Source organism: Halostagnicola sp. A56 (assembly GCF_000691505.1).
In the GTDB taxonomy this organism is placed as follows: domain Archaea; phylum Halobacteriota; class Halobacteria; order Halobacteriales; family Natrialbaceae; genus Halostagnicola.
Genome location: NZ_JMIP02000022.1, coordinates 1 through 25,534, shown reverse-complemented (window position 1 = coordinate 25,534; position 25,534 = coordinate 1). Strand labels below are relative to the sequence as shown.

Genomic DNA, 25,534 nt, shown 5'->3' with positions numbered 1-25,534 from the left:
TATCACTGATCTTGAGCTTTCATCATTCCACCCGCTCGAAGTGTACTCGACGGTACTTACTGCGATCGAGCAGCGTCTTGAGACTCTTTGATCTCAGTGAAGGTGTGTTCGTCTCGCTGACCTCTCGTAGACCGTATTTTCGAAGGTGTCAGCGGAGCTCTTCCAGTAGCCGGAACACTCAAACGCTGCTCTCGAGATGATCCGTGTATGAACCGAGCGATCCTTGTGGTCTCCGTGGCGCTCCTCGTCGTTCTTGTGGGATGTGCAAGTGACACCGGGAGCCCCGAGAATGCGATCAACGACTCTCAGACCGTTGGGAATGCTCTCGAGGTTGTTGACATGAACGTCAAAGAGGTGTCGCCCGACGAGGAGTACATCGCCCTCGAGAATACTGCCGATGAATCCGTTGATTTGTCTGGGTTTGAACTCCGAGACCGAGAGGGTGGACAGGTCGATGGCGGTCTCTCTCCGTTTTCGTTTCCAAGTGAGTTTGTCCTGGAATCTGAGGAGACGGTGAAGATAACGACCGGTGAAGGCGATCCGACGGACAACGAACTGTACTGGGGATACAACGTGAACATCTGGCGAGGCGATGGCGATGTGGTTCGGCTCGTCGACGCCAGTGGCCAAGTCGTGCTCGAGCACGCCTACGGCGATATCGATCTCGATGAGTCTGAGTCCGATGGCGATATAGAGGGCGATAACGGCGACGAGAGTGATGACATCAACGAGAGTCTTGTTGATGGTGAACTCGAGATTCACCACATCGACGTTGGACAAGGTGACTCGACTCTCGTCGTCACGCCAGCCAACGAGACGATTTTGATCGACAGTGGCGACTGGCGGCAAGACGGCGATGAAGTCATCAGCTATCTTGAGGCCCAAGGGATTGATCGGATTGATCACCTTGTCGCAACGCACGCTGATGCCGACCATATCGGTGGCCACGCCGCTGTGATCGAGCACTTCGAGACGACTGGTGAGGGTGTTGGAACCGCATACGATTCGGGTGTCCCATCGGATTCTGCGACCTATGGGAACTATCTCAATGCTGTTGACGAGTATGATGTCGAGCTTCTCATCGTCGAAGACGGTGATGAACTACCGATCGAGGGAAACGTCTCTGCTCAGGTGATGAACCCGCCCACTGGGGATTCTGGGAGTGATGTCAACGATAACAGTGTGGTGCTGGCGCTCAAGTTTGGCGACTTCCAGTATTTAGCGCCCGGTGATGTCGATACTGGCGTCGAGCAGCGGTTGGTCGACGAGTGGGGAAGCGACCTCGAGAGCAATGTCTACAAAGCCGGCCACCACGGGTCATCGACTTCCTCGAGTGACGGCTTCATAGATGCTGTGAACCCGGAGATAGCGATTATTTCGAGTGCCTACGATTCACAGTATGGGCATCCGAGTGACGTGGTCCTCGAACGGTTTGCCGAGCGAGAGATCGGAACGTACTGGACGGGAGTCCACGGCGATATTGTGGTTCGCACTGATGGCACGTCAAACGAGGTAGAAACCGAAGAGTCGTTTTCAACGGATGCACAGGATATCCTCGCGGAGACACCTGATTCCGACGACGAGACGAATGCACTGGCACCCCCTCAGCTTACCGCAGGTAGTGTCGCCAGTGGAATTGATGGAGCTGTCGCTCCTGCTATAGGGTGAGAAAGATGGATGGGACCTACACTGGCGTTATCGATCGGATTGAGGACGGCGGGATTGCCGTGATCTTGCTCGAGGAGAATGAGCAGGTGATCGAGCAAGTCGATGTCCCTGCTGATCGACTCCCGGAGCCCGCTCAAACAGACGGTGGCGTACTGTCGGTGACATTTGAGGAGGGTGAAATCACGTCGATAGAGTACCGACCAGACGCGACTCGAGACCGCCGAGAATCTGCGCAGGCGAAACTAGATCGGTTGTCGGAGAAGTTGTCCGATCGCGAGGAATGAGTCGACACTGGCGGTGATGAAGAGAGGTTTTCAGAGAAATCAGTGGTGGGAACTCGGTTCTGTTCTGAAAAGAACCGAATCGTAGATTGTCAAACACTCAGTACAGGAAAAGCAGGTCTCGACTGAACCGAAGACAGCACGATCTACAAACAGGACTTGTTCATTGACGGCAAGTTTGTCGAGAGTACGAGTGGCGAGCGGTTTGAAGTGGAAAATCCCGCGAACCGAGAAATTGTTGGCTCCGTTCCGGACGGGACTGTGGCGGACATCGATCGCGCCGTCAAGGTGGCGCGCGAGACCTACGAGAACGTCTGGCGGCACGTTAGTGCCCGTGAGCGGGGGGAGTATCTCTTTAAGGTCGCCGACGCTATTGAGAAGCGGTACACCGAGTTCGTTGAACTCGAGACTAGGGAGAACGGAAAACCCCTTGAACAGTCCCGTTCGGACGTCCACGAAGCTAAGGAGGGATTCCAGTATTACGGTGGTGCTGCGGATAAGAACCACGGTGACACCATTCCTGAGAAGAACGAACTGTTCGATTACACCGTCCGTGAACCGTACGGTGTTGTCGCCTCTATCATCCCATGGAACTGGCCGCCGATGCACACCTCTGATTTCACGGCCGCGCCGCTGGCGACGGGGAACACAGTCGTCCTGAAGCCCGCACCCGAGGCACCACTCTCTTCGCTTAAAATGGCTGAGATCTGGCAGGATATTTTCCCAGACGGTGTTGTCAATGTTGTGACTGGGTCTACCGAACCGGGAGTTCGGCTCACAAACCACCCCGAAGTCGGAAAGATCGGGTTCACCGGCCACACGGATACAGGGACGAAGGTAATGGAGGCCGCTGCCGAATCGATCACGGATGTGATGCTCGAACTCGGGGGGAAGAATCCGAACATAGTTCTCCCGGACGCCGACATTGAGACAGCCGTCGAGGGAACGACCGACGGACTGTTTACAAACACCGGACAGGCTTGTGCGGGCTGTGAACGCCTTCTCCTACACGAGGACATCCGCAACGAATTCCTTGAGAAGTTCATCGCTGTGACCGACGATATGACTATCGGCCCAGGTCTGGATCCTGCAACTGACCTCGCCCCCCTCGCCAATGAGAAGCAGTACGAGAAGATCAAGGAGTATGTCGAGATAGGGAAAGAAGAGGGAGCTACGGTCCTGTATGAGGGCACCGTCCCCAACGACGTCGAAGACGGTTATTACGTCCCACCAGTGGTGTTCGGCGAGGTCACACCCGGGATGCGCATCTGGAACGAGGAGGTGTTTGGTCCGGTGATGTCGGTGGCGACGTTCAACTCCATCGAGGAGGCCCTCCATCTGGCGAACGATTCACAGTACGGTCTGAGTGCCGCGGTCTGGTCGACGAATATGGAGGTAGCAAACCGGATGGCCCGCCGCCTCGAAGTTGGTATCGTATACATCAATAACTACAACAATGGAACTTTCCTTGGGACACCGTTCGGCGGCTTCGGTAAGAGCGGTACCGGCCGGAAGCTCGGATTCGAGGAGACCCTGCACGAGTTCACCCAAAATAAGACAATCCGGACATCGATAGCAGGCAACGAAGATGGGAATCTTGACTCCTACTATGAGTGAGGCAGTTTCAAGAAACCGTATCTCCCCCGTGCATATCCGGCGTGGGGTGGATTACTGTCGTGGTCCCGATGAGTGGACAGGAGGCACGATCGAAGGATGACGATCGACTTTGGCGCGCACCTGTTCCCTAGAGAGACCTATCCTGATGCTTTCGTGGGGAGTGAGATCGAGTCACTGCTTGGAGACCAACTTTCCGATGTGGACGGACTCCTGACGATGTATGAGCGTGCTGGCATCGATCGGGCCGTGCTGTCCCAGCCTTACTTTATGGGATCGGCTGACGCAACGGTGGCCGCCGCCTCCAACGACGCACTGCTCGATGTCGTCGAAGACACTGACCGGCTGTACGGGCTTGCAGCGATACCGACCCAGGCTGGCGGCGAAGTGGCCGCTGCGGAGTTTGAGCGTGCACTGGATAAGGGATTCAACGGCGGTGCATTAGAAACGACCTCTGGTGGGATCAATTTAGATGATAAAATTCTAGAACCCGTGTTCGAGGTGGCCGACCAAACTGGGGCACCGCTACTAGTCCACCCAAAACTCGACGAGTCGCTCCACCCCGACGCACTTGACGATGAGTACCTACTTAACGCGACGTTCGGTCGAGAGGTGGCTCTCGCGGCAAGTATCTGCCGTGTTATCCATACAGGTCTCCTCGACAGGTACCCAGGGCTCCAACTTATCTATCATCACCTCGGCGGAAACATCGCGGTGATGATGGGCCGAATTCGTCTGCAACTAGACGAGGGTCGGTGGCCCGGACAGGACCACGTCAAGACTATCGAGGAGTTCGAAGCACAGCTCCGTGAACGCATCTACGTCGATACAGCGGGATTCTTCGGAGATCGGACAGCACTCGAAGCCGCCTTAGACGTATTCCCAGCTTCTAACGTTGTTTTCGGCACAGACTATCCCTACGAACCACGCTCAGACAGAGAGCTGGCCGAACTTGTGACGGCGGTCAGTGACGTGACGAGCACGAGCCAGGAAGCGACCGTTCTAGAGGAAAGTGCTCGCGCGCTCCTCGTGAACACGTAGTCATCGGGATGCGTTTCGCGAGCAAACTCGGCTAGGGCCTGTTGGCGACGATGTTAGAAGTAGCGACCCAAATCTCTGTAAACAAATCGTTCGCCGAAGACTGGTGACCTCCGGCTCTGTCTATCGATTAGTTACATGACAAACATTCCCCGCCGAACTCAACGTGCAGTCCTAAATCAAGCACCTGTTCATCACACCCTTCAATTATGAACACAATGCTCGAATTTACGGATATCGGCACGCCAAGATACCATTGACAAAACTATCTTTTTGATATGAACTTCTCACACGGTGTAAATGAGTGACCACGAATCTGGTCTTGAGAGTGCCTGGAACTAGCTCAGATGTGTGTCATCTACAAGAACAAACGTACCGCAACAGTTTACCCAGAAGAGAGTAGTACGGTCAGCGATTGCAGGTAGCCAGGATGGGGCTTCAAATGGTGCAGTCGCATATCTGAACCAGTTATTCCAAACACATTTTAGAGAAGATAGTTGGAGTGGGGGCAATTATTATATACATGGTTTCTGTACCTGTAGATGCATGCCTGACCAAAGATTGAGCTACGACGACGTGGAAGGAGTCTTTGCAATAATGCCGACTCCAGCTACAGATAACGCTGATCAGCCAGACACCGAGGATTCCGTTGATTATGAAGAAGCGCGCAAGGGAGCGCGTAAACTCGTATCTGATGACGTCAACGCTATCATGATCAATGGAACGTTCGGTGAATCAGCGACGCTCACCGAGTCTGAGTGGAAACAATTCACTGAGGTTGTCGTTGACGCCGTGGACGGTGCTATCCCTGTCATTGGTGGACCAACGACCTTGGGAACCAAACAAACGATCGAGCGGGCAAAGTTCCTTCGGGACGTTGGTGCCGATGGAATGCTTCTCGGCCGGCCAATGTGGTGTCAGCTCACAGACGAGGGAACGGCTCAGTTTTACCGTGATGTTGCGGAGGCCGTTCCGGAACTTGGCATTATCGTATACTACAACCAGGCCGCATTCAAGGGAGAATTCTCGATTAATTTGTGGCATGAGCTAGCTGACATCCCACAGGTCGTGGGAGCAAAGTACGGCTCATTTGACGTCCGGTTTTATGATGTTTTCAAGGAACTTGGAGACCAGATTCGCTTGATGCCAATTGAGTACGAGTGGTTCAAAGCATATCGGTGGTTCCCCGAAGATGCTGTCGCTTGCTGGTCCGGTACCTGTGCGTCATCCGACCCTTATCCCGTCTGTCTTTTACGAGACGCACTCCAGAAAGGCGACGAAGAAACTGCCCGACAACTCACGGATAAAATCTGGGAGACAACTATTCCCTTCCACCCAGAGGGTAATGCGGTTCGACGCGCCGGCGAATCTGATGAGTTCTCAAATTATACCATCCAACCAGCGACACACCATTTGGACCGGAGAAACGCCCCTGAACGCCGGAGTCGTTTCGCAGACGGCTCCAGATAGATCGCGACGAAAAACGAGAATAGCGCGTCGAAACGACCTCGATCGCCGCCATCGAGTGAGTTTGTTGGCCGTATACAGCCAGTGAATCGGCTCGAGAGAGTGTTTCTCCCTACGTTCCCATATCGTGGATCTGCTCGACTTCCGCCTCGATGTAAATCGAGTCGGGGAAATCCTGAGAGGCGATATTTCTGGCGAGGTCGTCGTGGCCGTGGATCTCGAGTTCGCGCGTAAAGACCGTGTAGTTCCAGGGATCGAAGCGGCGGTCGTCGTCGGAGTGGAGTCGGGAGTGCTGGGGGACCGAGAGCCGCTTCGGCGGGTGGGTGTGCGGTCCTTTCAGCGCCGCCCCCTTTCGTTCGGCGGTTTCTTTGATATCCGAGACGAGGCCGTCGAGAGCGGCGCGGTCACCGCTTTGGAGCGTGAGGCGAGTTACGAAGGTCATGGCTGGCGTTGTAGGTACGTCTCCGGTGGCGACCTAAAGCCTTCTGAGATGCATCGGTGGTGGCCGTCGACGCGGCCCCCTCTAGCGTCTCTGCTGTGATGTACGACGAGAAGACAGTCCGATATTCACTTAACGCCGCACCTGTTATCCTCTGTAATGGCAGTCGAAGCTACGAGCGCAGGCGCGATCCTCTTCCGCGACACGCGGGGCCGGCGCGAGTATCTTCTACTCAAGAGCCGCCCGGGCGACTGGGAGTTTCCCAAGGGCGGTGTCGAAGGAGACGAAGAACTTCAGCAGACGGCTATCCGCGAAGTAAAGGAAGAGGCAGGTATAGAGCAGTTCAGACTACTCGACGGCTTTCGCGAGGACTACAGTTACGTCTTCGAGGCGAACGGAACGACGATCCACAAGACCGTTCACCTCTTCATCGCGAAATCGTTCGAAGCGAGCGCGGAGCTCTCGAGCGAGCATCGCGACCTCCAGTGGCGCGATTACGAGCAGGCGGTAAACACCGTCACGCAGGACGGCCCGCGAGAGATCTTCGAACAGGCCCACGACTACCTCGACGTGCTCGAGGACGAAGACGAAATCTAATCGATTCTCGTCTCTGTGCGAGCGATCCGAGGAGCGACTGGTTTCCGCGAGCATCTGCTGTGGCTACCGGTCGTCGAAACTCTCATTTAGATGTGGTAACTCAGTTGAGGAAATGCCATTCGACGAGCGAGACGGTCCCGCTGTGACGACCGGCCCCGACGAGCAGTACTGCTCGAGTTGCGGCGATGTCATCAAGAGAGAGGCCGAAATCTGTCCGCACTGTGGTGTGAGACAGAAGTATCCACAGGAGAAGAACCCGGGGATCGCGGCCGTCCTCTCGGTGTTCGTTACCGGCGTCGGACAGATCTACAACGGGCAGGTCGGGAAAGGATTAGCGCTCATGGTGATCCAATTCATCAACGCTCTGTTGGTGTTCGTAGTCGTCGGTATCTTCACTGGCTTCATCGTCTGGGTCTACGCCATCTACGACGCCTACTCGGTCGCCGAGAAGATCAATCGAGGAGAGATCGAGCCGTAATCTGACTCGACCCCGACTCGAGGAATCGAACGCCGCTTTCGGCGAGACCACAGCACATTTCGATACCCGCTTCGTACGACAGGCCAGTGAGTCTCCACGGCGAATCCGAATTCGGGTTCGAACTCGCCTGCTGTCGCTGGGCCGAACGCCGCTGGCCCCTCGAGGAGAGCGATTGCCCGGTCGTCGTCGCCCGCCAGCTTGGCACGAAACGGCGGCGATGGGACACGATCGTCCTCGAGTGCGACCGCGATGGGCTCAGACGGCGGGCGCTCTTCGGTCCGGAGCGGCTGAACGGCGATCTGTTGCACGTCGTCCGACACGCGCCCGCGGAGTGGGGCTACTACCGTGATGTGCTCCCCCACCCCGGCTACCCCTGGCGGTACGTCCGCGAGTCGATCCACGAGGCGGCCGACCGGGGGATCCTCGAGACCCGCCGCGACGGTAATCGCATCGAGATCCGCCGAAAGTGGCCCTATCCGGACTGGATAGAGCGCGTCGTCGCGATCGAGAACAAACCGGATCTCGACGCCAGCGCCGCCCGCACGCTCGGCCCCCAACTCGAGTACGACGTGGCGATGGGGCTCGCAGACGAGGTCTGGGTTGCAACCAGACAGACCGGCGACCGCGTCGAGCCCGCCCTGTTCGAGGATCTGCCGGTCGAAGCGGGGATCCTCTCGCTCGATCTCGACGAACTCGAGGCCGAGGTCGCGTGGCACCCGCGGACGCTCTCGGTCGAGGACCGGGGAACGCGAATCCTCGAGCGACCGACCGGGAACGGGCGGGTCGCGTCGGCCGCTCGATTCGAGTACGTCGACCCCGACGAGAAGGCCGATCGACGCCTCGCGATCGCAGAGCGCGCCTACGAACGCGGCTGGCGGTCGTTCGCCGAGACGATGCGCCCCGATTGCAAGGCGTTCGAACTGCGCTCGCAAAACCAGTTACTTCCCTACTGTCGGGCCAAAGACTGCCTGCCGACCGCCGCGGAGTGTTCGGGGTCCTGTCCCGCCTTCGAGCCAGAGCCGCCGACCTGGCGAACCCGCGGGTGGCCGATCGAAGGCGGCCCCGGAAAGCGACTCACACGCCTGCTCGAGAAACGACGACGGCGATACAGGCCAGAGTTATGACGGCGGGCCGTACGACCGCATCTGATCCATATTCGCGGTCAAAATAGTCTCAGTTCGGGTCCGAAATAGAGACCTCGAGATCCTCGCGCTCGAGGGCGAGTCGAAACGTCGGGACCGTCCGATACTCGACCTCGACGACGTCCTTTCGGCGGAGGCTCTGGAGGGCGGAGCGAACGGCTTCGCTCTCCGGATCGACGTCGTAGGCGTCTCGAAGCTTGTGGAGGACCGAAACGACGCTTTCTGACTCCTCGTCGGGGCCGGCGAGTACCTCGACGATCTGTGCGTGGAGCTCCGGTACTCGAATCGCCGACGGCCCGCCCTCGTCGTCGGGATCGTTGACCACGCCGGGTTCGACATCGACCAGCTCAGCGGCCTCCGCGGTCGCGCGGATTAGGCTGTTGTCGTCGCGAAAGTAGTACTCGCCCAGTTCGTTCTCGAGGATTTGGTGTACCTCGCTCCCGCTGTCGACTCCCCACCGTTCCTGTAGCTCCGCGTTCTTCGTGGGCTGTAGCTCCACCACGTCGGCCAGTCGGTCTCGCGCCTCCTCCGAGAGCGTCATCGTCGAATCGTAAGCGGATCCAGTACTTTTGCGTTGCGCCCTGTCGATCGCGGTGAGACCGCGAATCGAACACGTGGCGGTTCGAATTCGCGAGTGAGGAGCTCAACTGCCGGTGCCGGGGAGACTAGCCGCGGTCTCGAGGGTCTCCTCGACCTGTGTGTACACCAGGAGTGCGCCAAGCGTTGCGATCACCGCGCCGAAAACGAACGGCCACTGGAATCCGTATCCGATCAGAAGCCCCGAGGCGAGCGGACCGACCGCGATACCGAATCCGAAGGCCATCGTGAGCACCGACAGTTTCGAACCGGACTCGCCCGCTCCGGCGAGATCGCCGGCAAGCGCGAGGGAGGGGGCAAACACCATCGCACCCGCGACGCCCTGTAACAGCCGCGCGAGGAACATTACCTCGGAGGTGGCGATGAACCCCTGGACGAGCGTCGTCGGGATGAGAAACACCATGCCCAGGACGATGAACGGCCGCCGACCGAATCGATCGCAAGCGCGACCGACCGGTGTCTGCAACAGTACTTGCGCGACGATGAACGCGGCAAACTGGAGGCCGAACCAGGTCGATCCCTGCTCGAGGTGATCGTTGATCTGGGGCTGAATCGTCGCGAACAGCCCGATCGTGGTCGCCAGAAAGAGCGTCGCGACCCCGAGGGTAAATATCGGATCGAAGACGTTCGACCCCGAATCGTCCCACACGTCGATCGATAGCTCCGCACCCGCGTTCTCTCGAGTCGACTCCGGGTCGGATATCAGGATCGTCACGAGGCCGTAACTGATCGCCGCGGTTATCGCGGCGACGAAAAACGCCGCGTCGAAGCCGTCGATCGTGAACCCGCTGAACGGAATCGCGGCGATCGACGGGATCGCGTACGGGCCGGCGTTGACGACCGCACCGGCGGCGATCGGCCCGGTACCGAACCCGACCAACCGGAAGGTGTTGTAGACGCCCATGTTGCCGCCGCGATCGGCCGTCGTCGCGAGTTCGTTCACGAGCGCGATCGACGCCGGAACGATGAACGCGACGCTGACTCCCTGCAAGCCGCGGATGAGGACCAACAGCTGGTAGGTGTCGGCGAAGACGTACGCGACGTTGGTCGTCGCCAACCCGGCCAGCCCGATGAGGATGAACGCCTTTCGCCTCCCGGTGCGATCGGAGAGCCGCCCCGTAAACGGCTGGAAGCTGCTGTTGAGAAAGCCAAACAGCGAGAGGATTCCGCCGATGATGACCGACTCCGACAGCCCGAACGTCGCCCCGGTGACCACGTCGCTGGTCACGTAGAGCGGTATCACGACGATCAGAAACGAGTTCCCGATGCCGTCGGCCATCCGAGCGAATGCGAGCGTCAGTACCCGTCGGTCGACGGCGAACGCTGCTCGAAGTCGACGAAGGGAGATCTCCATCTCTCGAGGTGTCCGTAAGCCGGCCCAATGACCATTTCGGATCGAAACTGATTTCGCGCGGTTCGTATCGTGGTTGTATTCTTTCGTCGGATGACGCGGTGAGCAGAATATGAGCCGAAGTTATCTCGCCGGCCGCTTTCTACACGCTTAAGCGAGACGAGTGACAAGCACCGTTCATGGAGTTTTGCGACGAATGCGGTTCGATGATGAAAGCCGAAGACGGGACGTGGGTCTGTGGCAGCTGTGATTTCACGAAGCCGAAAGGCGACACCGCGGCCTACACCGTCACCGAAGACCAGGAAGCGAGCGAAGTCATCGAATCCTCCGGCGAGACATCCCTACCCGAAACCGACGCACACTGTCCCGAGTGCGGCCACGACCGGGCGTACTGGTACATGAAACAGATCCGCTCCGCGGACGAGTCCGAGACGCGCTTTTTCATCTGTTCGGAGTGCGAACACAAGTGGCGAGAAGACGATAACTGATCCTCGAGTCGCGTTCCCTCGCGACCGACGACCGATTCCGCGTCCGAGGAGCCGCGAGTACCCGACTCGAGGAGTGATCGCGTCACGTGCCCCTGACGAAACGGAGCACCGTCAGGGCGGACTGGTGATCGAGGTGCTGGCCCGCCGAAGGCGGGCGGTTCACCGTTCGTCCGCAGATGAAATACGATTACCGCCTACATTGTGAGGGGCGAGCGCGAATCGGCTCCCACCGCCATCGGAACCGCCGCAATGGAGCCATCGGTGTCAGTCACCCGCCGTCTCCGACTACTCGTTGCGGGCGATCGTGAGATAACCGGTGTGTCCGACCGGTGCCGTCGACGGCCGGGAGCCACGCTCGTCGAAGTCCATCTCCCGTTGGATCGTCTCCCGGGTTCGAACGCTCGAGAGACCGGCCTCTCGAGCGGCGGCGACGACCTCCCGGGTCGACTCGACGAACGGGCTGTAGACGGCGAGAAAGCCGCCGTCGACGAGCAGGTCCGGCGCGGCGGTGACGACGTCCGGCGCGTCGCCGGTGTCGAGTGTCATCACGTCGAAGGACTCCTCGCGGAGCGACTCGAGGTCGGCGGTCACGTCTCCCGCGCGAACGTCGACCCGCTCGTCGACACCACCGAGGACCATGTTCTCGCGTGCGACCTCGGCAAATTCCGAATCTCGTTCGTAGGTCACGACGCGTGCCCCGGCGCGGGCGAGCAGCGCCGCGAGCACGCCGGTTCCGGTTCCGGCGTCGAGCACTCGATCGCCGACCGAGACGCCCGTTTCGCCGATCACCAGCCCAATATCTCGCGGGACCATCGGCGCGCCGGTTCGTTCGAAGTGATGAAACAGGTCCGGGCCGCGGAGCCGCCGAACGCGAAACGCCGTCCCGAGATGAGTCTCGAGCGTCGCTCCGGGTTCGACGTCCTCGGGGACCTCGAGCACGCCGAGGTCGGTTCCGAACTCCTCGCCGGGTTCGACGAGGTACTCGCGGTCCTCGCGAACGAGCAAGACGGGGACCGTCACGTCACTCGAGTTCCGCGACCGTCGCCGCGAGATCGCCGTCGTTGTCCTCGAGGGCCCGTCGGGCCTTCTCCTCGCTCGCGCCGGTCCGCGTCACGACGAGGTCGACGTCGTCTTCGTCGACGCTGCTGCCCGAATCGTTGTCGCCGTCGCCAGCCTCGAGTTCGCCAGCCGAGCCGGCTGCCCGCTCGTCCGGCGTGCCGATGACCTGGTAGGTTTCCTGGCCTCGAGCGTCCATCTTGGTCACTTCGGGGTCGGTGAAGACGAGGTCGTGCTCTGCCGTGCGAATGATGACCTCCTCGGCGTCGATGTCGTCGACGTCGATTCCCATCTGTTTCATCATCTGTTCCATCTTGCGCGGATTGAGTCCGCCGCCGCCTCCTCCAAACATACTCGAACCGTCGACACCCGCGACCTTTTACCCTGCGGTCTCGACCGTCCGGTTTCGGCGTCTCGACGAGCGCGACGTCGACGGGAATCGAGGCACAGAAACCAGTTCCGCGCGTGCGTCAGCGTGACTCGCCAGCCGGGACGCCGGATCGAACTTTCACAGCCATTCCCGTCTCGAAATCCCGAATGCCTTCGGCGGCGAGTTCCGCCCGACCGACGGCGATCACGTCGCCGCGCTCGTGGACTACCGCGACCTCGTCGCCCGGCCTGATTCCCGCGTCGACCTCGAGGACGAACTTCGCGAACACGTTCTTTCCGTCGCGGACGAACGGTTCGCTTTCGTCGTCGACGACGACGCGGTAGACCGGCGACTCGAGCGCGGAAACGAGCCGTCGCCCGCCCTCGACGCCGAGGGTGAATCGGCCATCGGTTCCGAACGAGACGATTCGGCCCGCGTCGGAAAGCACCTGTTGGGGCCGCCCCGAAGCGGTCCGCTTGATCGTCTGGGACGCGTCCGCCGGAAACAGCGCCTCGCCGGCACCCGCGCCGAACTGGTAGTCAGCTACCGTCCGGAGGTTCTCGATCCCGGTTCGCCCGTCGGTTCGCTCGCTCATTGGTTCCCGTCGTGGCCCCGCGTTCGAAAGGGTGTCGAAGCGCTCGCACGCCGAGCGGCGTCTCCCGACCGCCGAAGCGGATTTCGGGCCGAAAACCGGCTGCGCCGGAAGATAGTGAGTGTTATAAAAGAACGCCAACGAGTACACGTATCGATGAACGTCACACAGATCGGTCTCGGACTCGCCTTACTGGGCGTCAGCAGCCTCACGCTCGCCGGGCCGACCGTTCTCGACTCGAGCGCTGCCGGATACGCGGTCCCGGTCGTCGCGGCCGCCCTCGCGGCGGGGGCGCTCGTGGTCGGCGTCGTTCGAGCCGACCACGACGTGGGCGCTTACTGAGTCACTCGAGTCGCTTTTTGAACGGCGTTTCTGGTGTTTTGGCTCTCGTTTCGAGCCGATTCGATTACTCGAGTTCTCGGGAGCGGTCGCCTCGCTCGGGACTTACAGCAGGAACGTTTCGTGGCGTTCGCCGAGGTCGAGGAACGTATCCGCCGCGTCGATGAGGTCTTCTGACGTCGAGGATTCGAACGCCATGACCTCCACGCGGACGCCTTCGTGACGCAGGTGCGAACAGAGCCGGGAGAAATCCCCGTCGCCGGTACAGAGGACGAGCGTGTCGATGTGATTCGCGAGCGTCACCGCGTCGAGACTCATCCCGACGTCCCAGTCGGCCTTTTTCGTGCCGTCGGAAAAGCGCTTGATGTCCTTGATCTTCGTCTCGAAGCCGATGTCGACGAGTGCATCGAAAAAGGACTCTTCCTCGGGCGAATCGGCGCGGATCACGTAGGCGATGGCGCGGGTGAGCTGTCTGTCCTGGACGGCCTTCTCGAGCAGCGACGAGTAGTCGATGTTACGGCTGTGCATGCTCTGGGCCGTATGATAGAGGTTCTGGGCGTCGACGAGGACGGCGACGCGCTGACCGGGATGAATATCTGTCACACTCGCGTATGGGTTGGGCGCACGTAAAAAAATCGCGTCGTGGCGGTGGAATCGATCGAACGCCGTCGTCGTCGATGGCGGAAATTATCCTCGGAGCTTCTGAATACGTTTTTCCGTCGGCGGGTGCGTCGAGAAGATTTTTTGCATGATGCTCCGATCGGCGTTGAGGATACAGAGCGCGCTCATGCTGTCGTCCAGTTCCGACTCTCGCCCCTGTGCGCCGTTAGATATCTTCTCGAGTGCCCGCGCGAGCGGATCGCCGCTGCCGATCGCCTGTCGCGCGTCTTCGTCGGCGACGTACTCGCGATATCGCGAGATCGCCATCACGAAGATCATTACGAGCATGTTTGCCAGCGACGAAGCGACCATGGCAAGGATCCAGGTCCCCATATTTCGTTCGCCGCCCATCAACACCGCGAAGTAGGCGACGTAGCCGACGAGCATCCCGATGGATTGGCCGACGACCATCGTGATCACGTCTCGGTTTTTGATGTGTGCGAGCTCGTGGGCGATGACGCCCTCGAGTTCGTCGCGATCGAGCAGGTGCATGAGCTCCGTCGAGACGCAGACGACGCCGGCACCCTTTCGGCCGACGGCGAACGCGTTCGGGACGCCCATGTCCATGACCATCAGTTTGGGTTTGTCGATCCCCATATCGCGCGAGAGCGATTCGGTCATCCGGTGGACCTGCTGATACTGGCCGTCTTCGGGCATCTCCTCTGCACCCCTGAGCGCCATCCACTTTCCGAGTTTGTACTGGATCGCCGGAACGACAATGATCCCGACGAGTAAGACAGGGACCAACGGCAATCCCAGCATCGCCGACAGCGCTGTTCCTGCACCGAGATACAGCGCGAACAGGATGGTACCCACGACCGCCATCCGCACTTTTAGTCCGAAGTCTGTCATGCTCTGCTATAGGTAAGCCAAAGGTATAAGATACGCGAAATATGATGGTAACAGTTCACACACGGAGCCGCCGACAAGAAACAAAAATCCACAACGGATAAGTTCGTCCGCTGTGATGGCTCGGATATGCGTCGCACCGCTCACGTCTCGGTACGTCGATCCGTGAGCGGTGCGAAACCTCGTTTTCCGAAAAAACGGGCCTAAAAGGGCTCGAGGCGGCGTGACGTCCCGTCTCGGGTGCGCCCCAGATTACACCGGCCAGTCGCCACGCCGGTTCCGTGCAGAATCATTACATCCAAGTAGCCGACCACCGACCAACACACCAATAGAACACCTATGACGGACGATATCGACTTCACGGGCGTCTTCCCGGCGATGTGCACGCCCTTCGACGAGGACGAACGAATCGACTTCGAAACCCTACGGACCGACGCACAGCGACTCGAGCGGGCGGGCGTCGACGGGCTCGTGCCCGTCGGCTCGACCGGCGAATCCGCGACGCTGACCCACGAAGAACACGTTCAGGTCGTCGAGGCGGTCATCGACGCCGTCTCCGACGTACCGGTCATCGCGGGCTCCGGTTCGAACAACACCCGCGAAGCGCTCGAGCTATCCGAGCGCGCCGCCGATGCGGGCGCCGACGGCCTGCTCCTGATCTCGCCGTACTACAACAAGCCCGAACAGCGTGGCCTAGTCGAACACTATCGAACGATCGCGGACGCCGTCGACGTGCCACAGATCGTCTACAACGTGCCCTCGCGAACGGGCCGGTCCATCGAACCCGACACGGCCGTCTCCCTCGCGAGCCACGAGAACATCGCGGGCTACAAGGCCGCGAGCGGCGACCTCGGCCTGATCGGCGAGATAGCCGAGCGAACAACCGACGAGGACTTCGCCGTCCTCTCGGGCGACGACGCGCTGACCCTGCCGATGCTTTCCGTCGGCGCAACGGGCGCGATCAGCGTCGCCGCCAACATCGAACCCGAGCGAACCTGCGCGATGGTCGGCGCCGCGCTCGACGGCGACTACGCGCGCGCTCGAGAACTCCATCACGAACTCGGGCCGCTGTTCCGCGAACTGTTCGTCGAGACCAATCCAATCCCGGTCAAGGAGGCCATGCAGATCCGCGGCTACGGCCCGGCCCGCATGCGCCCGCCGCTGTCCCGACTGGCCGAGGAGTATCGCGACGACCTCGAGGCGGTCCTCGCCGATCTCGAGGACGACTCCGCCGCGGTCGCCAACGCGGGACCGGAGGGTGATCGATGACGGTACGGGTCGGCGTTACCGGAGCCACGGGCCGAATGGGCGCGGAAGTGATCGCCGCGGTCGCCGACCGAGACGACGTCGAGGTCGCCTTCGCGGTCAACCGTGACCCGAATGGTGAGGAGGTCAGCGGCGTTTCCGTCGAGTCAGCCGACGCGTTCGAGGAGCTCCTCCTCGAGCGTGAACCGGCGGCCGTGATCGACTTCACGGGGCCCGAGTCCGCGCTCGGGTACGCCCGAGCCTGTGCGGACGCGGACGTCGCGTTCGTCACCGGAACGACAGGATTCGAGGACGACGAACTCGAGGCGCTCGAGGAAGTCAGCGAGACGACGCCGCTCTTGCGCGCGCCGAACTTCGCCCGCGGCGTGCAGGCACTGGTCAACGTCGTCGGCGACGCCGTACAGGATTTGGCGGGCTACGATGTCGAACTGGTCGAAACCCACCACAACGCAAAGCGCGACGCACCGAGCGGGACCGCGAATCGATTGCTCTCCGAGATCGAGGCCAACGGAGACTTTTCGGGGCGCAAACACGGCCGCGAGGGATTCGACCCCCGCGAGGAGGGCGAGATCGGCGTCCACGTCCTCCGAGCGGGCAACGTGACCGGCGAGCACGAGATCGTCATCGCGGACAACCACGAGGAGGTTCGGCTGACCCATCGAGCCGAGGACCGGGGCGTCTTCGCCGCCGGCGCGGTCGATTCGGCGGTGTGGCTCGCGGAGCGCGGTCCCGGCAGCTACGACTTCGCGGACGTGCTGGCCGACTGAACGAACTCGCGTCGTCGACCCCCCACACCGGTCGCGTGCTGACCCGCCGAGCCGGCGCGAATGGATGGAATTTTAGCCCTGCACGCGCCATCCCCGGACAGCTATGAGTGCGCTCGAGACCGAAATCGACGAACTGTGGGAGCGAAAGCAACGCGGCGACGTAGACGCACAGTCGGCCGGCGAGGACGAACATGCAACTCTCGAGGCCTTTCTCTCGGCGCTCGAAGACGGAGAGATCCGCGCCGCCGAAAAGCGCGGCGACGAGTGGGAGGCGAACGAGTGGGTCAAACAGGGGATTCTACTGAACTTCGGCCTGCGCGAGAACGCGGCCTTCGAGTACGGCGGCGTCGAGCACTACGACGTCCTCCCGCTGCGCGAGACCGAGGACCTTGGCGAGCGGGGCACCCGCAACACGCCCGACGGGACGACCATCCGCCGCGGTGCCTACCTCGGCGAGGACTGCATCATGATGAGCCCAAGTTTCGTCAACATCGGGGCCCACGTCGGCGACGGCACGCTCGTCGACTCCTGTGACACCGTCGGCTCGTGCGCCCAGATCGGCGAGAACGTCAAACTCGGCGCGAACACCCTGATCGGCGGCGTGCTCGAGCCCGTCGAGAGCGCACCGGTCATCGTCGAGGACGGCGTCTCGCTCGGTGCCGGCTGTCGCGTCACGAGCGGGTTCGTCGTCGGCGAAAACAGCGTCGTCGGCGAGAATACGCTCCTGACGCCCCGAATTCCCGTCTACGACCTCGTCGAGGAGGAGGTCCTGTACGGCGAACTGCCCGCCGAGCGACGCGCGTTCACGCGATTCGTCGAATCCTCGGTCAGCGACCATGACCTCTTCGAGGGCGGCGCGTACAAGCCCGCCGTCGTCGCGACCGATCTCGAGACCGAGACGCTCGAGGCCACCGAGCGCGAGGACGCGCTTCGGGAGTAACGAGAGTAGCGGCGCATCGTCCGATCGTTTGTGGATCGAGAAGAAGATTTAATTTGGCTGTGTATCCCGGAGTCAGCGTCGCTCGAGACCGATGTACGAACCGAGCTGTCTAACGACGTTGTCGACGAGGGGTTCTTTCAGTGTGCCGAGTTCACGATCGATTCGAGTCGCGTCGACTGATGCGACCGCCCACGGAAGAATCGAACTGTCTTTCGGGAGGCCGCCATCGATGATATCGTCGTCGTCGTCGATCGGAACGCGTTCGTCGTACCACGTTTTCGTCGAGAGCGTGAGTGCGATGTGTTGCTCGGCGTGAAAGGGCGTCTCGTCCGTACCGATTACCAGCCAGGGCCGGCTCGCACCGTCGCCCTTGAACGGATCGTCCGCGAGTACGATAGTTCCTCGATCGAGAGTCATTCGTTCAATCGCTCACTCGCTTCGACCCACTCCTCGCGATCCTCTTCGCCGTAGAGTTCGTCGAATCGCTGGACCGTCCGGTGGAACTGGTTGGCGCGACGAAGGCGTTCCGTGTCGTCCGTAATCGCCCAGTACGAGCCCTTGTGTCGGACGAGATCCTGTTCCTTCAGTCGATTGAGGACCGCCGAGATCGAGTTTTCGTTGACACTCGCCCGTTCGGCGACCGTCGACGCCTTCCAGGCCTTGTCTCTGTTCTCGTAGAGATATCGGAGCACTCGCTCGGCGTTGCTCGGCTCCTCGAGTTCCGCGGAGGTGTGCTCTTCGAAATCCTCGATATCGATCGACATACGGGAACCAACGAGCCGGATCATCAAGAGTGTATCCGAAATATTATTGATATGTATTTATACTTGCCCCCAACAATTATTTAATCATCTCTCTTCCACTGATTATAGTCGATTTCGCACGGCAGGAATTACTTCTTCACCGACCAATTCGATCGAATTATGGAGATCATCTTGAACGATCCCCGGACGATCCATAAATAAAATTACGCAGTCAATGTCATATGCTTCGTGTAAGTGGACAATCTTCTCTATGACGGTCTGTGGAGAACCAATCAGAAACCGATCCCAGACGTCTCTCTTTAGATCAAGTGCTTCCGGTGTTTCCATCGCCTCCCCTTGACCGACATCATCGTACCAATCATAGAATTCTTCTAAATATGGTCCAAACGCGTCAAATGCTTCCTCGTCTGTTTCCGCGACAAAAGCATCCCTAACAATGGGCTGAACTCCATGAAATCCCTCTCCTGTCGGTTGGTTTATCAAGTCGAGCTGCCTCGAAATTGTGTCATTTGTCTCGTGAGGATTAACGAGCCAAGCATCACCCAATGCCGCCGCACGTTTTACCGCTTTGTCCTTATTAGCCCCAATCCAGATAGGCGGTCGCGGGTGCTGAATGGGTTGAGGGCTTATTGTTGCATCCGTTACCGAAAAATGCTGGCCGTCGTACGTAACCGATTCCTCCGTCCATAATTTCTTTATGATCTTCACACCTTCTGTGAGTCTCCGTGCTCGTTCATGTTTTGGAACACCAAAGGACTCGAACTCTTTGTCTCGATATCCTGTTATTGGGCCGAGTATCGTTCGTCCTCCCGACAGTACATCCATCGTTGCGAATTGTTCTGCGATGGCAACCGGGTGATGTAAGGGCAGCAGAATATTCATCCCTAAATGGATGCTCTCCGTTTCGGCTGCGAGTCGAGGTATTGAAACGGTCGGCTGGAACATATGCCGATCCGGAACCAAGTAGTGATGCCCGGCCCAAGCGAGATCAAATCCGGCTGTTTCGGCAGCATTGACCTGGCTGACTATTTTTTGATAGTTTTCTGATGGAGAACTCTCTTTCGAACGTGACGAATAGAAGTATCCAAACTTCATAACTTATCGTATAGGATCCCACTATTTATAGCTTATCTAGGGTCCGGATTAATATACGTACCTAGAACTGTCCTTCAAATACTCTCTAACGAATTCACAGTCAAGAATCGATATAGCAACCAACGCACTATCGCTGTACGATACAACATGCAATAACGTTCAACGTGTCCGCTTGGTCAGCAATTGACTTTCGCTACCAATTTGTTCGCCTATCAATCACACAGTTTTAAACAAGTACCATCAAATAACGTAGCCATGGTTGAGTCAAAGGAAATTATCCAGGAGACGGATGAACCGGTACTGTGGAACCACTCGTTTCAGCTCCTCCTTGTGGCGAGCGGTATCGCCGCACTAGGCGCCTCGCTGGTTTCACCCATCCTCGATACACTTGTTGGCCCATTTGGGGTCTCACCAGATCGAATTGGTCTTGTCATCTCGGCTCTCTTTGCCCCTGCGATAGTACTCAATCCAATCATCGGCCTCGTTATCGATCGATACAGACGGAAGCCCGTTCTCGTTGTCGGTCTCGTCCTCTTCGGTATCGCTGGTAGTCTCATCGCGTTCACGACTGATTTCCGTACCGCTCTAGTACTCCGGTTTCTCCAGGGATGTGGCTTCTCTGCGACAATCCCCGTCGCCGTTACCCTTATCAGTGACCTGTACTCGACGGAAACTCAGGCAACGGCGCAGGGGTTCCGGCTAGCATCAGCGGGACTGTTTCAATTCGTGTTCCCGATCATAGGTAGCTTACTAGTTATTTTCTCTTGGCGTGCGCCGTTTCTCATCTATGCACTGTCACTCCCTATCGCACTCTTCGTCTATCTGTACTTTGAAGAGGAGAACCGGCACAACGACTCGAGGGATGGTAAACCGATCTCACTCGACTCGTCGACGGGTCTCACGCTGCTATTACAGCAACGTCAAATCGCTGCACTCGTGTTAGCCCACGGGTTGGTTTACGTGCCCCAAATGGGGTTTCTCACTTACAATTCGATCATCATCGTTCGAGCGCTGGACGGCAAACCCATCCATTCGGGTGTGTTAATGGCCGTGGTAAGTATCACATTAGCAATCACCGCAACGCAAGCCGGACGAATCTCGGGCTTTTTCTCTAATCCGATCGCTCCCTTGTTCCTTGGGAACCTGTTGCTTGGTGGCGGTCTATTCATGTTCTCGAGCGCGCCGAACGTATTAGTTGCAGCATTCGGCGTGGTCGGACTGGGCGCCGGTATCGGCGTCTTGGGATCCCTGTTTCGGAGTAGACTCGGCAATATTGCCCCCGCGGAGAATCGCGGTGTCGTCATGACGATTAACGAGTCCGTGGTGATGATTTCGTTCACGTTCACACCGATCGTGATCGGCTTCCTCACCTCTCCGCTAGTCGAGTCCGTCGGACTCGTTGACGCTGTTCGACTGGTTTTGATAGCGGTGAGTGTCTGCGTTGCAACGCTAATCCCTATTCTAATCGGGCTGGGCTTCCCTGACGACTTCTCGTCAATGATCCCGCCTCGATAACGGTTCCGGCCCGCTGACCCCTCGTGGTAACGTCCGGTCCGACAAGTAGTGGCTTCTTCGTCCGCCTTGCACAATATTGTTCGAATTTAATGTCAATAATTCCTCCGTTTGCGGTAGATATATTACTTGTTAACGGAAATTTGGCCGTATGATAGATAGAATGCTAGAGGACGTACTGGTCGTAGAAGTCGGGAATTACCTTACAGCACCGTTTGCTACGTCCATGCTCGGAGATCTTGGTGCCGAGGTCTTGAAGATCGAATCGCCCGACGGAGATATTACTCGCGGTGTTGGTCCAAAGGTCAATGATATGAGCGCCTACTTCGCATCGATCAATCGAAACAAACAGTCCATGACGTTAAACCTCAAATCCGAGGATGGGAAAAAGATATTCAGAGACATCATCGATGAGGCCGACATTTTAGTAGAAAACCTAAAATCCGGGACGATGGACCGATTCGGGATAGGATARACAGTTACTTTGAGATTTGACTCCTTTCATTTCTACACAAATTATCTTTCGGTAAAATACGCTCACGAAAAATATCAGATTTATTATGTAGTTGGGTGATGAGACACGAGTGGTGCTGATGAGATGGAAGCGTCGACTAGCGAACAGTCTCGGTGGAGACGAGCGCGCCACCCACATCGATCGAATAGTACGGAAAACGCGTCTCGAGGAGATTTCACAGTTCTGGCTGATACTCAGGGTCGGTATGAGCGTCGTCGGATCGGGACCGCCGGAATCCGGCTCCGAGAAACAAAACAGCAGCATCGACTGGAACGAATGCTAGTTCGTCAATCCCTGTCTAACCGGCCTCGCGCGAAGGTCAGTATCCGTCCCGTGGGTGCCGGCACCCGCCGCAATTCCGAGAGGCGACAGGAGGTGAGTGAATGCGCATTTTGCGGATCGCACAAAAGCTGTACCCTGACGTGAAAGGCGGCGGCGCGTATCACGTCCACGCGATGAGCCGCGATCAGGCGGCGATGGGCCACGACGTGACCGTCCTGACGGTGCGCCAGGCACCCACTCTCCCGCGGGTCGAAGAGCGAAACGGATACACCGTAATCCGATGTGGGTCTGCAACGAAGGTATTCGGGAACGACATCAGTCCGGAACTCGCACGGTATCTCGTGGATGTCGACGAGTTCGACGTGCTACACGCACACTCACACCTCTACTTCGCGACGAACCTGACCGCAGTAAAGCGGTTTTTTAGTGACATTCCGCTCGCAGTGACGAATCACGGGCTCTACTCGCAGAACGCACCCGAACGACTGTTCGATCTGTACCTTCGATCGGTTGGCCGATGGACGTTCAACCAGGCCGACGTGGTGTTTTGCTATACGCCGACCGAAAAGGAACGACTCCGACGACTCGGCGTCTCGAGTCGAGTCGCGGTCGTGTCGAACGGGATCGATACGGAACGATTCACACCGAGCGGTCCGGAGAGTGACTTGATCGACCATGACGGGTCCGTGGTGGTATTCGTCGGACGGTTAGTAGGCGGAAAGCGGCCACAGGACGTCCTCCGGGCGCTTTCACACGTTCGTCGAACGAATTCGGATGTCGAACTGTATTTCTGCGGTGACGGGCCGTTGCGGAGCGAACTGGAATCGATCAGTGCCCGCCTCGGGATAGCGGACGGCGTCACGTTCCTCGGACACGTTCCGTACGAAGAAATGCCGAGGATCTACCGTGCGTCGGACGTACTGGTTCTTCCGAGCCGCTCGGAGGGTGTCCCCCGGACGGTTCTCGAGGCGATGGCCACCGACATCCCTGCTGTCACGAGCGACCTCGAGCAGGTTGTGCCGATCGTCACGAAAGGTGGACAGACCGTCGCGACGGGGAATCCGGACCAGTTTGCGATTGCACTTTCGAATGAACTGGAGGGCACTACGGCCGGGCGTTCGCCACGGTCGGTGATAGAGACAGGAAAGTACGACTGGGACTCGACCGTCGATGAAACGACGAAACAGCTTCGGGTGATTGCACGGTCTACGAAACCGAAACCACCGACCCGATCGGCGAAAACAAAACGATAAACGCTGGAGACGGCCGGCCCCTATCGTCGTTTATCAGCGGTAAAGGAGAATACCCTGACCCTTGAGGTCGGGGATGAATCCGATAGGCATAGCGAAGCTAACCATTAACTGGACAAATTCCTAACACGGAGACAGCGATGGAATACAGCCACCGTTGCCACGCCTATCCAAGCGACGAGGTAGCGATGGCTGCCGAACATCACATGGATGTTCATCGCCAACTCTACAACCACGTCCGATGGGACTACACTACCAGTCCCGACGACGAGAAACCAAGCGAATACCAGCAGAACAACAAACTCCCAGAGTGGAAACGGCGGTGGCCCGTATTCGCGGAACTTCACTCGAAAGCCGCCCAAGCCACTGTCGCACGCTTCCACGACAACCTCTCGAACCTTCGCAAGAAGAAAGAGAAAGGATACAACGTAGGGTGGATCAAACGGCAATCACCCGCCGAATTCCGAAGCATCACGTACAACCAGTCAGGCTTCGACCTCGATAACAAGCGGGGCCGAGACGGGTTCGCGTACGTCCGTTTCAGTAAAATTGGCTGGGTGAAAATCCGATACCACCGCTCAATCGCCGAAAATTCCACTATCAAAGAAGTCACGCTGAAGAAGGAAGTAACGGGTGAGTGGTTCGTCTCGTTCAGTCTCGAAACGGACGACGAACACGTTCCAGAGAAACCCGACGTAGACTCGCTTGACGCGAGAAATAGCGTCGGAATCGACCTCGGTATCCTGAATGTCCGTCTTGCGGGTTTGAGACGGATAGAGATGCGAACGCGGCGATGAACGTCCTACAACGTGGATTTTCTAAATTAGGGTTGGGATGGCCCGAAGACACGCCTGTGGAGACTGCGTTCCCTACGGACACCGCTGACTTTCAGCGCGTGTCTGCAAAGCGCGTCGTTGAATCAGGAAGCCTCGGGGCTTGACCCCGAGGCGATTCACTGGGACTGCAACGAGTACAGCGTCGAGTACGTATTGGAGTTCGAAAGGAGTTCCTCGTGCGGACCGGATTCGACTATCTCACCGCCGTCCATCGCATAAATCCGGTCGGCGTTCGTCACCGTCGAAAGTCGGTGCGCGATTACGAACATCGCGTAATCGCGATCCATCGACTCGATTCCTTCGTGGACGTTTTGCTCGAGCGCGGTATCTAGGTCGCTCGTCGCTTCGTCGAGGACCAGTAAATCCGCATCCTTCAACAACGCTCGAGCGATCGCAACTCGCTGGCGCTGTCCACCGGATAACTTCACACCCTGGTCGCCGAGTACCGTCTCGTAGCCCGCCGGGAGATCGTCGAGGAACTCGGTCACCTGTGCGATCTCGCAGACGCGTTCGATCTCGGAGTGTGTCGCATCTCGATCGCCGATCGTCACGTTTCGCCGGAGTGTATCGTTAAAGACGTGTGGGTCCTGTCTCACAACCGATACTCGAGAACGCCATCGCTGGATATCGAATTCGTCGATCGGAACGGTATTCGCCCTGATTTCGCCGCTGTCGGGTTGGTACATTCTCGCGAGCAGGGACGCGATTGTCGACTTTCCTGCGCCCGACGGGCCGACGAACGCGACGAACTCGTCTCGACCAATGGCGAACGAGATCCCCGAAAGCACCGTTTCGTCGCCCGAGTCGTAGCTGAATCGGACATCGTCGAACTCGATCCGATCGACTGACGCGGGAACCGACCGCGAACCGCTTGCCGGTTCGTGATTTCGCTCGAGTTCGTCGATAAACTGCTGTGTTCGAATGAGATGCGGAAGTCCGCTTTCGACGCGATAGAGGTATCTATTCAGGTTGCTTACTTTTGGACCGAGTTGGAACATTGCAAAGAGGAGTACTCAGGATGCGGTTACTCCGCTGGTGACCACAAAACTCAGTACCTCACAAAGCATCTTCGGCTAACTGGTTTTGAAACTTGAGTTATGTGCCAAAGCGGATCGACTGTTAGTTTTCACCAAGCCATCCCGGGTGAATTGACGGGAGTTGTCGCGTCGGCGTCTGATTGTCATCGACAGTTCCTCACCAATTGTCGAAAAGAAGCAAACCAGCCACCAAAACTGACGACGAAATCAGGTTGTAGACTTGTCCAGATGGGAATGCCTTGAAA

At 58.5% G+C, this 25,534-nt stretch carries 28 protein-coding genes and 2 pseudogenes; 18 read left to right on the top strand and 12 right to left on the bottom strand.

Annotated features, from left to right (window positions below):
* The first annotated feature begins 207 nt into the window (after nt 1-207).
* The 5 genes from EL22_RS13060 to EL22_RS13040 all read left to right on the top strand — a co-directional run bounded on the left by EL22_RS13060 (nt 208) and on the right by EL22_RS13040 (nt 6,071).
* Entirely contained in the window at nt 208-1,668 is a 1,461-nt protein-coding gene (locus tag EL22_RS13060) for a lamin tail domain-containing protein (protein WP_050051923.1), read from the top strand.
* Between the two features lie 5 nt (nt 1,669-1,673).
* Nucleotides 1,674-1,952 carry a DUF3006 domain-containing protein gene (locus EL22_RS13055; protein WP_050051941.1) on the top strand — a complete coding sequence of 93 codons (279 nt, stop codon included), beginning with the start codon at nt 1,674-1,676 and terminating at the stop codon, nt 1,950-1,952.
* Nucleotides 1,953-2,108: 156 nt separating this feature from the next.
* Nucleotides 2,109-3,566, top strand: a complete 1,458-nt coding sequence (locus EL22_RS13050) for an aldehyde dehydrogenase (protein WP_050051922.1) — start codon at nt 2,109-2,111, stop codon at nt 3,564-3,566.
* A gap of 96 nt (nt 3,567-3,662) precedes the next feature.
* The gene (locus EL22_RS13045; RefSeq protein ID WP_050051921.1) at nt 3,663-4,604 is read left to right on the top strand and encodes an amidohydrolase family protein; all 942 of its coding nucleotides are present in this window, start codon (nt 3,663-3,665) and stop codon (nt 4,602-4,604) included.
* A gap of 543 nt (nt 4,605-5,147) precedes the next feature.
* A complete protein-coding gene (locus tag EL22_RS13040) occupies nt 5,148-6,071 on the top strand; it encodes a dihydrodipicolinate synthase family protein (protein WP_082146782.1) in 924 nt (307 codons plus the stop codon).
* Nucleotides 6,072-6,180: 109 nt separating this feature from the next.
* Here EL22_RS13040 and EL22_RS13035 read toward each other — a convergent pair whose 3' ends face one another.
* Nucleotides 6,181-6,510 carry an uS10/mL48 family ribosomal protein gene (locus EL22_RS13035; RefSeq protein WP_050051919.1) on the bottom strand — a complete coding sequence of 110 codons (330 nt, stop codon included), beginning with the start codon at nt 6,508-6,510 and terminating at the stop codon, nt 6,181-6,183.
* Between the two features lie 156 nt (nt 6,511-6,666).
* On the opposite strand from EL22_RS13035, the gene EL22_RS13030 reads away from it, so the two are divergent.
* The 3 genes from EL22_RS13030 to EL22_RS13020 all read left to right on the top strand — a co-directional run bounded on the left by EL22_RS13030 (nt 6,667) and on the right by EL22_RS13020 (nt 8,706).
* Nucleotides 6,667-7,104 carry a bis(5'-nucleosyl)-tetraphosphatase gene (locus EL22_RS13030; protein ID WP_050051918.1) on the top strand — a complete coding sequence of 146 codons (438 nt, stop codon included), beginning with the start codon at nt 6,667-6,669 and terminating at the stop codon, nt 7,102-7,104.
* A 112-nt stretch (nt 7,105-7,216) separates the two neighbouring features.
* A complete protein-coding gene (locus EL22_RS13025) occupies nt 7,217-7,582 on the top strand; it encodes a zinc ribbon domain-containing protein (protein ID WP_156184134.1) in 366 nt (121 codons plus the stop codon).
* Between the two features lie 86 nt (nt 7,583-7,668).
* Complete coding sequence (locus tag EL22_RS13020; protein ID WP_156184133.1) at nt 7,669-8,706, top strand: DUF5787 family protein; 1,038 nt, start codon at nt 7,669-7,671, stop codon at nt 8,704-8,706.
* A 49-nt stretch (nt 8,707-8,755) separates the two neighbouring features.
* On the opposite strand, the gene EL22_RS13015 is transcribed toward EL22_RS13020, so the two are convergent.
* Nucleotides 8,756-9,265: a DUF5797 family protein gene (locus EL22_RS13015; RefSeq protein ID WP_050051916.1), complete on the bottom strand. Its 510-nt coding sequence runs from the start codon at nt 9,263-9,265 to the stop codon at nt 8,756-8,758.
* A gap of 102 nt (nt 9,266-9,367) precedes the next feature.
* Nucleotides 9,368-10,675: an MFS transporter gene (locus tag EL22_RS13010; RefSeq protein ID WP_050051915.1), complete on the bottom strand. Its 1,308-nt coding sequence runs from the start codon at nt 10,673-10,675 to the stop codon at nt 9,368-9,370.
* Nucleotides 10,676-10,851: 176 nt separating this feature from the next.
* On the opposite strand from EL22_RS13010, the gene EL22_RS13005 reads away from it, so the two are divergent.
* Nucleotides 10,852-11,160, top strand: coding sequence for a transcription factor S (locus EL22_RS13005; protein ID WP_050051914.1), 309 nt, complete (start codon nt 10,852-10,854; stop codon nt 11,158-11,160).
* Nucleotides 11,161-11,445: 285 nt separating this feature from the next.
* Here the strand turns inward: EL22_RS13005 and EL22_RS13000 are convergent, their stop codons facing one another.
* The 3 genes from EL22_RS13000 to EL22_RS12990 form a co-directional block, all read right to left on the bottom strand.
* Nucleotides 11,446-12,180 (bottom strand): methyltransferase domain-containing protein, encoded by a 735-nt coding sequence (locus tag EL22_RS13000; protein WP_082146781.1) that lies wholly within the window; start codon nt 12,178-12,180, stop codon nt 11,446-11,448.
* Between the two features lies 1 nt (nt 12,181).
* The gene (locus EL22_RS12995; protein WP_050051912.1) at nt 12,182-12,568 is read right to left on the bottom strand and encodes a nascent polypeptide-associated complex protein; all 387 of its coding nucleotides are present in this window, start codon (nt 12,566-12,568) and stop codon (nt 12,182-12,184) included.
* 118 nt (nt 12,569-12,686) lie between these two features.
* Nucleotides 12,687-13,181 (bottom strand): PUA domain-containing protein, encoded by a 495-nt coding sequence (locus EL22_RS12990; RefSeq protein WP_050051911.1) that lies wholly within the window; start codon nt 13,179-13,181, stop codon nt 12,687-12,689.
* Nucleotides 13,182-13,334: 153 nt separating this feature from the next.
* Between EL22_RS12990 and EL22_RS12985 the strand changes: the two genes are divergently transcribed.
* On the top strand, nt 13,335-13,520 hold the full coding sequence (locus EL22_RS12985; protein WP_050051910.1) for a hypothetical protein: 186 nt from the start codon (nt 13,335-13,337) through the stop codon (nt 13,518-13,520).
* A gap of 102 nt (nt 13,521-13,622) precedes the next feature.
* Here the strand turns inward: EL22_RS12985 and EL22_RS12980 are convergent, their stop codons facing one another.
* Nucleotides 13,623-14,120: an NYN domain-containing protein gene (locus EL22_RS12980; RefSeq protein ID WP_050051909.1), complete on the bottom strand. Its 498-nt coding sequence runs from the start codon at nt 14,118-14,120 to the stop codon at nt 13,623-13,625.
* Between the two features lie 84 nt (nt 14,121-14,204).
* On the bottom strand, nt 14,205-15,029 hold the full coding sequence (locus EL22_RS12975) for a M48 family metallopeptidase (RefSeq protein ID WP_050051908.1): 825 nt from the start codon (nt 15,027-15,029) through the stop codon (nt 14,205-14,207).
* Nucleotides 15,030-15,365: 336 nt separating this feature from the next.
* On the opposite strand from EL22_RS12975, the gene dapA reads away from it, so the two are divergent.
* The 3 genes from dapA to EL22_RS12960 all read left to right on the top strand — a co-directional run bounded on the left by dapA (nt 15,366) and on the right by EL22_RS12960 (nt 17,999).
* Nucleotides 15,366-16,295, top strand: a complete 930-nt coding sequence (dapA, locus tag EL22_RS12970) for a 4-hydroxy-tetrahydrodipicolinate synthase (RefSeq protein ID WP_050051907.1) — start codon at nt 15,366-15,368, stop codon at nt 16,293-16,295.
* Complete coding sequence (gene dapB, locus EL22_RS12965) at nt 16,292-17,059, top strand: 4-hydroxy-tetrahydrodipicolinate reductase (protein WP_050051906.1); 768 nt, start codon at nt 16,292-16,294, stop codon at nt 17,057-17,059. The genes dapA and dapB overlap by 4 nt, the downstream gene beginning before the upstream one ends.
* A 103-nt stretch (nt 17,060-17,162) precedes the next feature.
* Nucleotides 17,163-17,999, top strand: a complete 837-nt coding sequence (locus EL22_RS12960) for a 2,3,4,5-tetrahydropyridine-2,6-dicarboxylate N-succinyltransferase (protein WP_050051905.1) — start codon at nt 17,163-17,165, stop codon at nt 17,997-17,999.
* A 72-nt stretch (nt 18,000-18,071) separates the two neighbouring features.
* On the opposite strand, the gene EL22_RS12955 is transcribed toward EL22_RS12960, so the two are convergent.
* From EL22_RS12955 to EL22_RS12945, 3 genes are all read right to left on the bottom strand, one after another.
* On the bottom strand, nt 18,072-18,416 hold the full coding sequence (locus EL22_RS12955) for a type II toxin-antitoxin system PemK/MazF family toxin (protein WP_050051904.1): 345 nt from the start codon (nt 18,414-18,416) through the stop codon (nt 18,072-18,074).
* A complete protein-coding gene (locus EL22_RS12950) occupies nt 18,413-18,763 on the bottom strand; it encodes a hypothetical protein (RefSeq protein WP_050051903.1) in 351 nt (116 codons plus the stop codon). Before EL22_RS12950 ends, EL22_RS12955 begins: the two co-directional genes overlap by 4 nt.
* A gap of 102 nt (nt 18,764-18,865) precedes the next feature.
* A complete protein-coding gene (locus EL22_RS12945; protein ID WP_082146780.1) occupies nt 18,866-19,858 on the bottom strand; it encodes an LLM class flavin-dependent oxidoreductase in 993 nt (330 codons plus the stop codon).
* A gap of 255 nt (nt 19,859-20,113) precedes the next feature.
* Here EL22_RS12945 and EL22_RS12940 point away from each other — a divergent pair, with 255 nt between their 5' ends.
* The 5 genes and pseudogenes from EL22_RS12940 (at nt 20,114) to EL22_RS12920 (ending at nt 24,356) form a co-directional block, all read left to right on the top strand.
* The gene (locus EL22_RS12940; protein ID WP_050051901.1) at nt 20,114-21,373 is read left to right on the top strand and encodes an MFS transporter; all 1,260 of its coding nucleotides are present in this window, start codon (nt 20,114-20,116) and stop codon (nt 21,371-21,373) included.
* A gap of 148 nt (nt 21,374-21,521) precedes the next feature.
* Nucleotides 21,522-21,845 (top strand): CoA transferase, encoded by a 324-nt coding sequence (locus EL22_RS19345; protein WP_050051900.1) that lies wholly within the window; start codon nt 21,522-21,524, stop codon nt 21,843-21,845.
* Between the two features lie 118 nt (nt 21,846-21,963).
* Entirely contained in the window at nt 21,964-22,167 is a 204-nt protein-coding gene (locus tag EL22_RS19340) for a sugar transferase (protein WP_050051899.1), read from the top strand.
* 100 nt (nt 22,168-22,267) lie between these two features.
* Nucleotides 22,268-23,419: a glycosyltransferase family 4 protein gene (locus EL22_RS12925; RefSeq protein ID WP_050051898.1), complete on the top strand. Its 1,152-nt coding sequence runs from the start codon at nt 22,268-22,270 to the stop codon at nt 23,417-23,419.
* A 137-nt stretch (nt 23,420-23,556) separates the two neighbouring features.
* Nucleotides 23,557-24,356: pseudogene (locus tag EL22_RS12920) on the top strand (hypothetical protein).
* Between the two features lie 12 nt (nt 24,357-24,368).
* Here EL22_RS12920 and EL22_RS12915 read toward each other — a convergent pair.
* Nucleotides 24,369-25,265, bottom strand: a pseudogene (locus EL22_RS12915) (ABC transporter ATP-binding protein); the annotation flags it as partial.
* Nucleotides 25,266-25,534 lie beyond the last annotated feature (269 nt).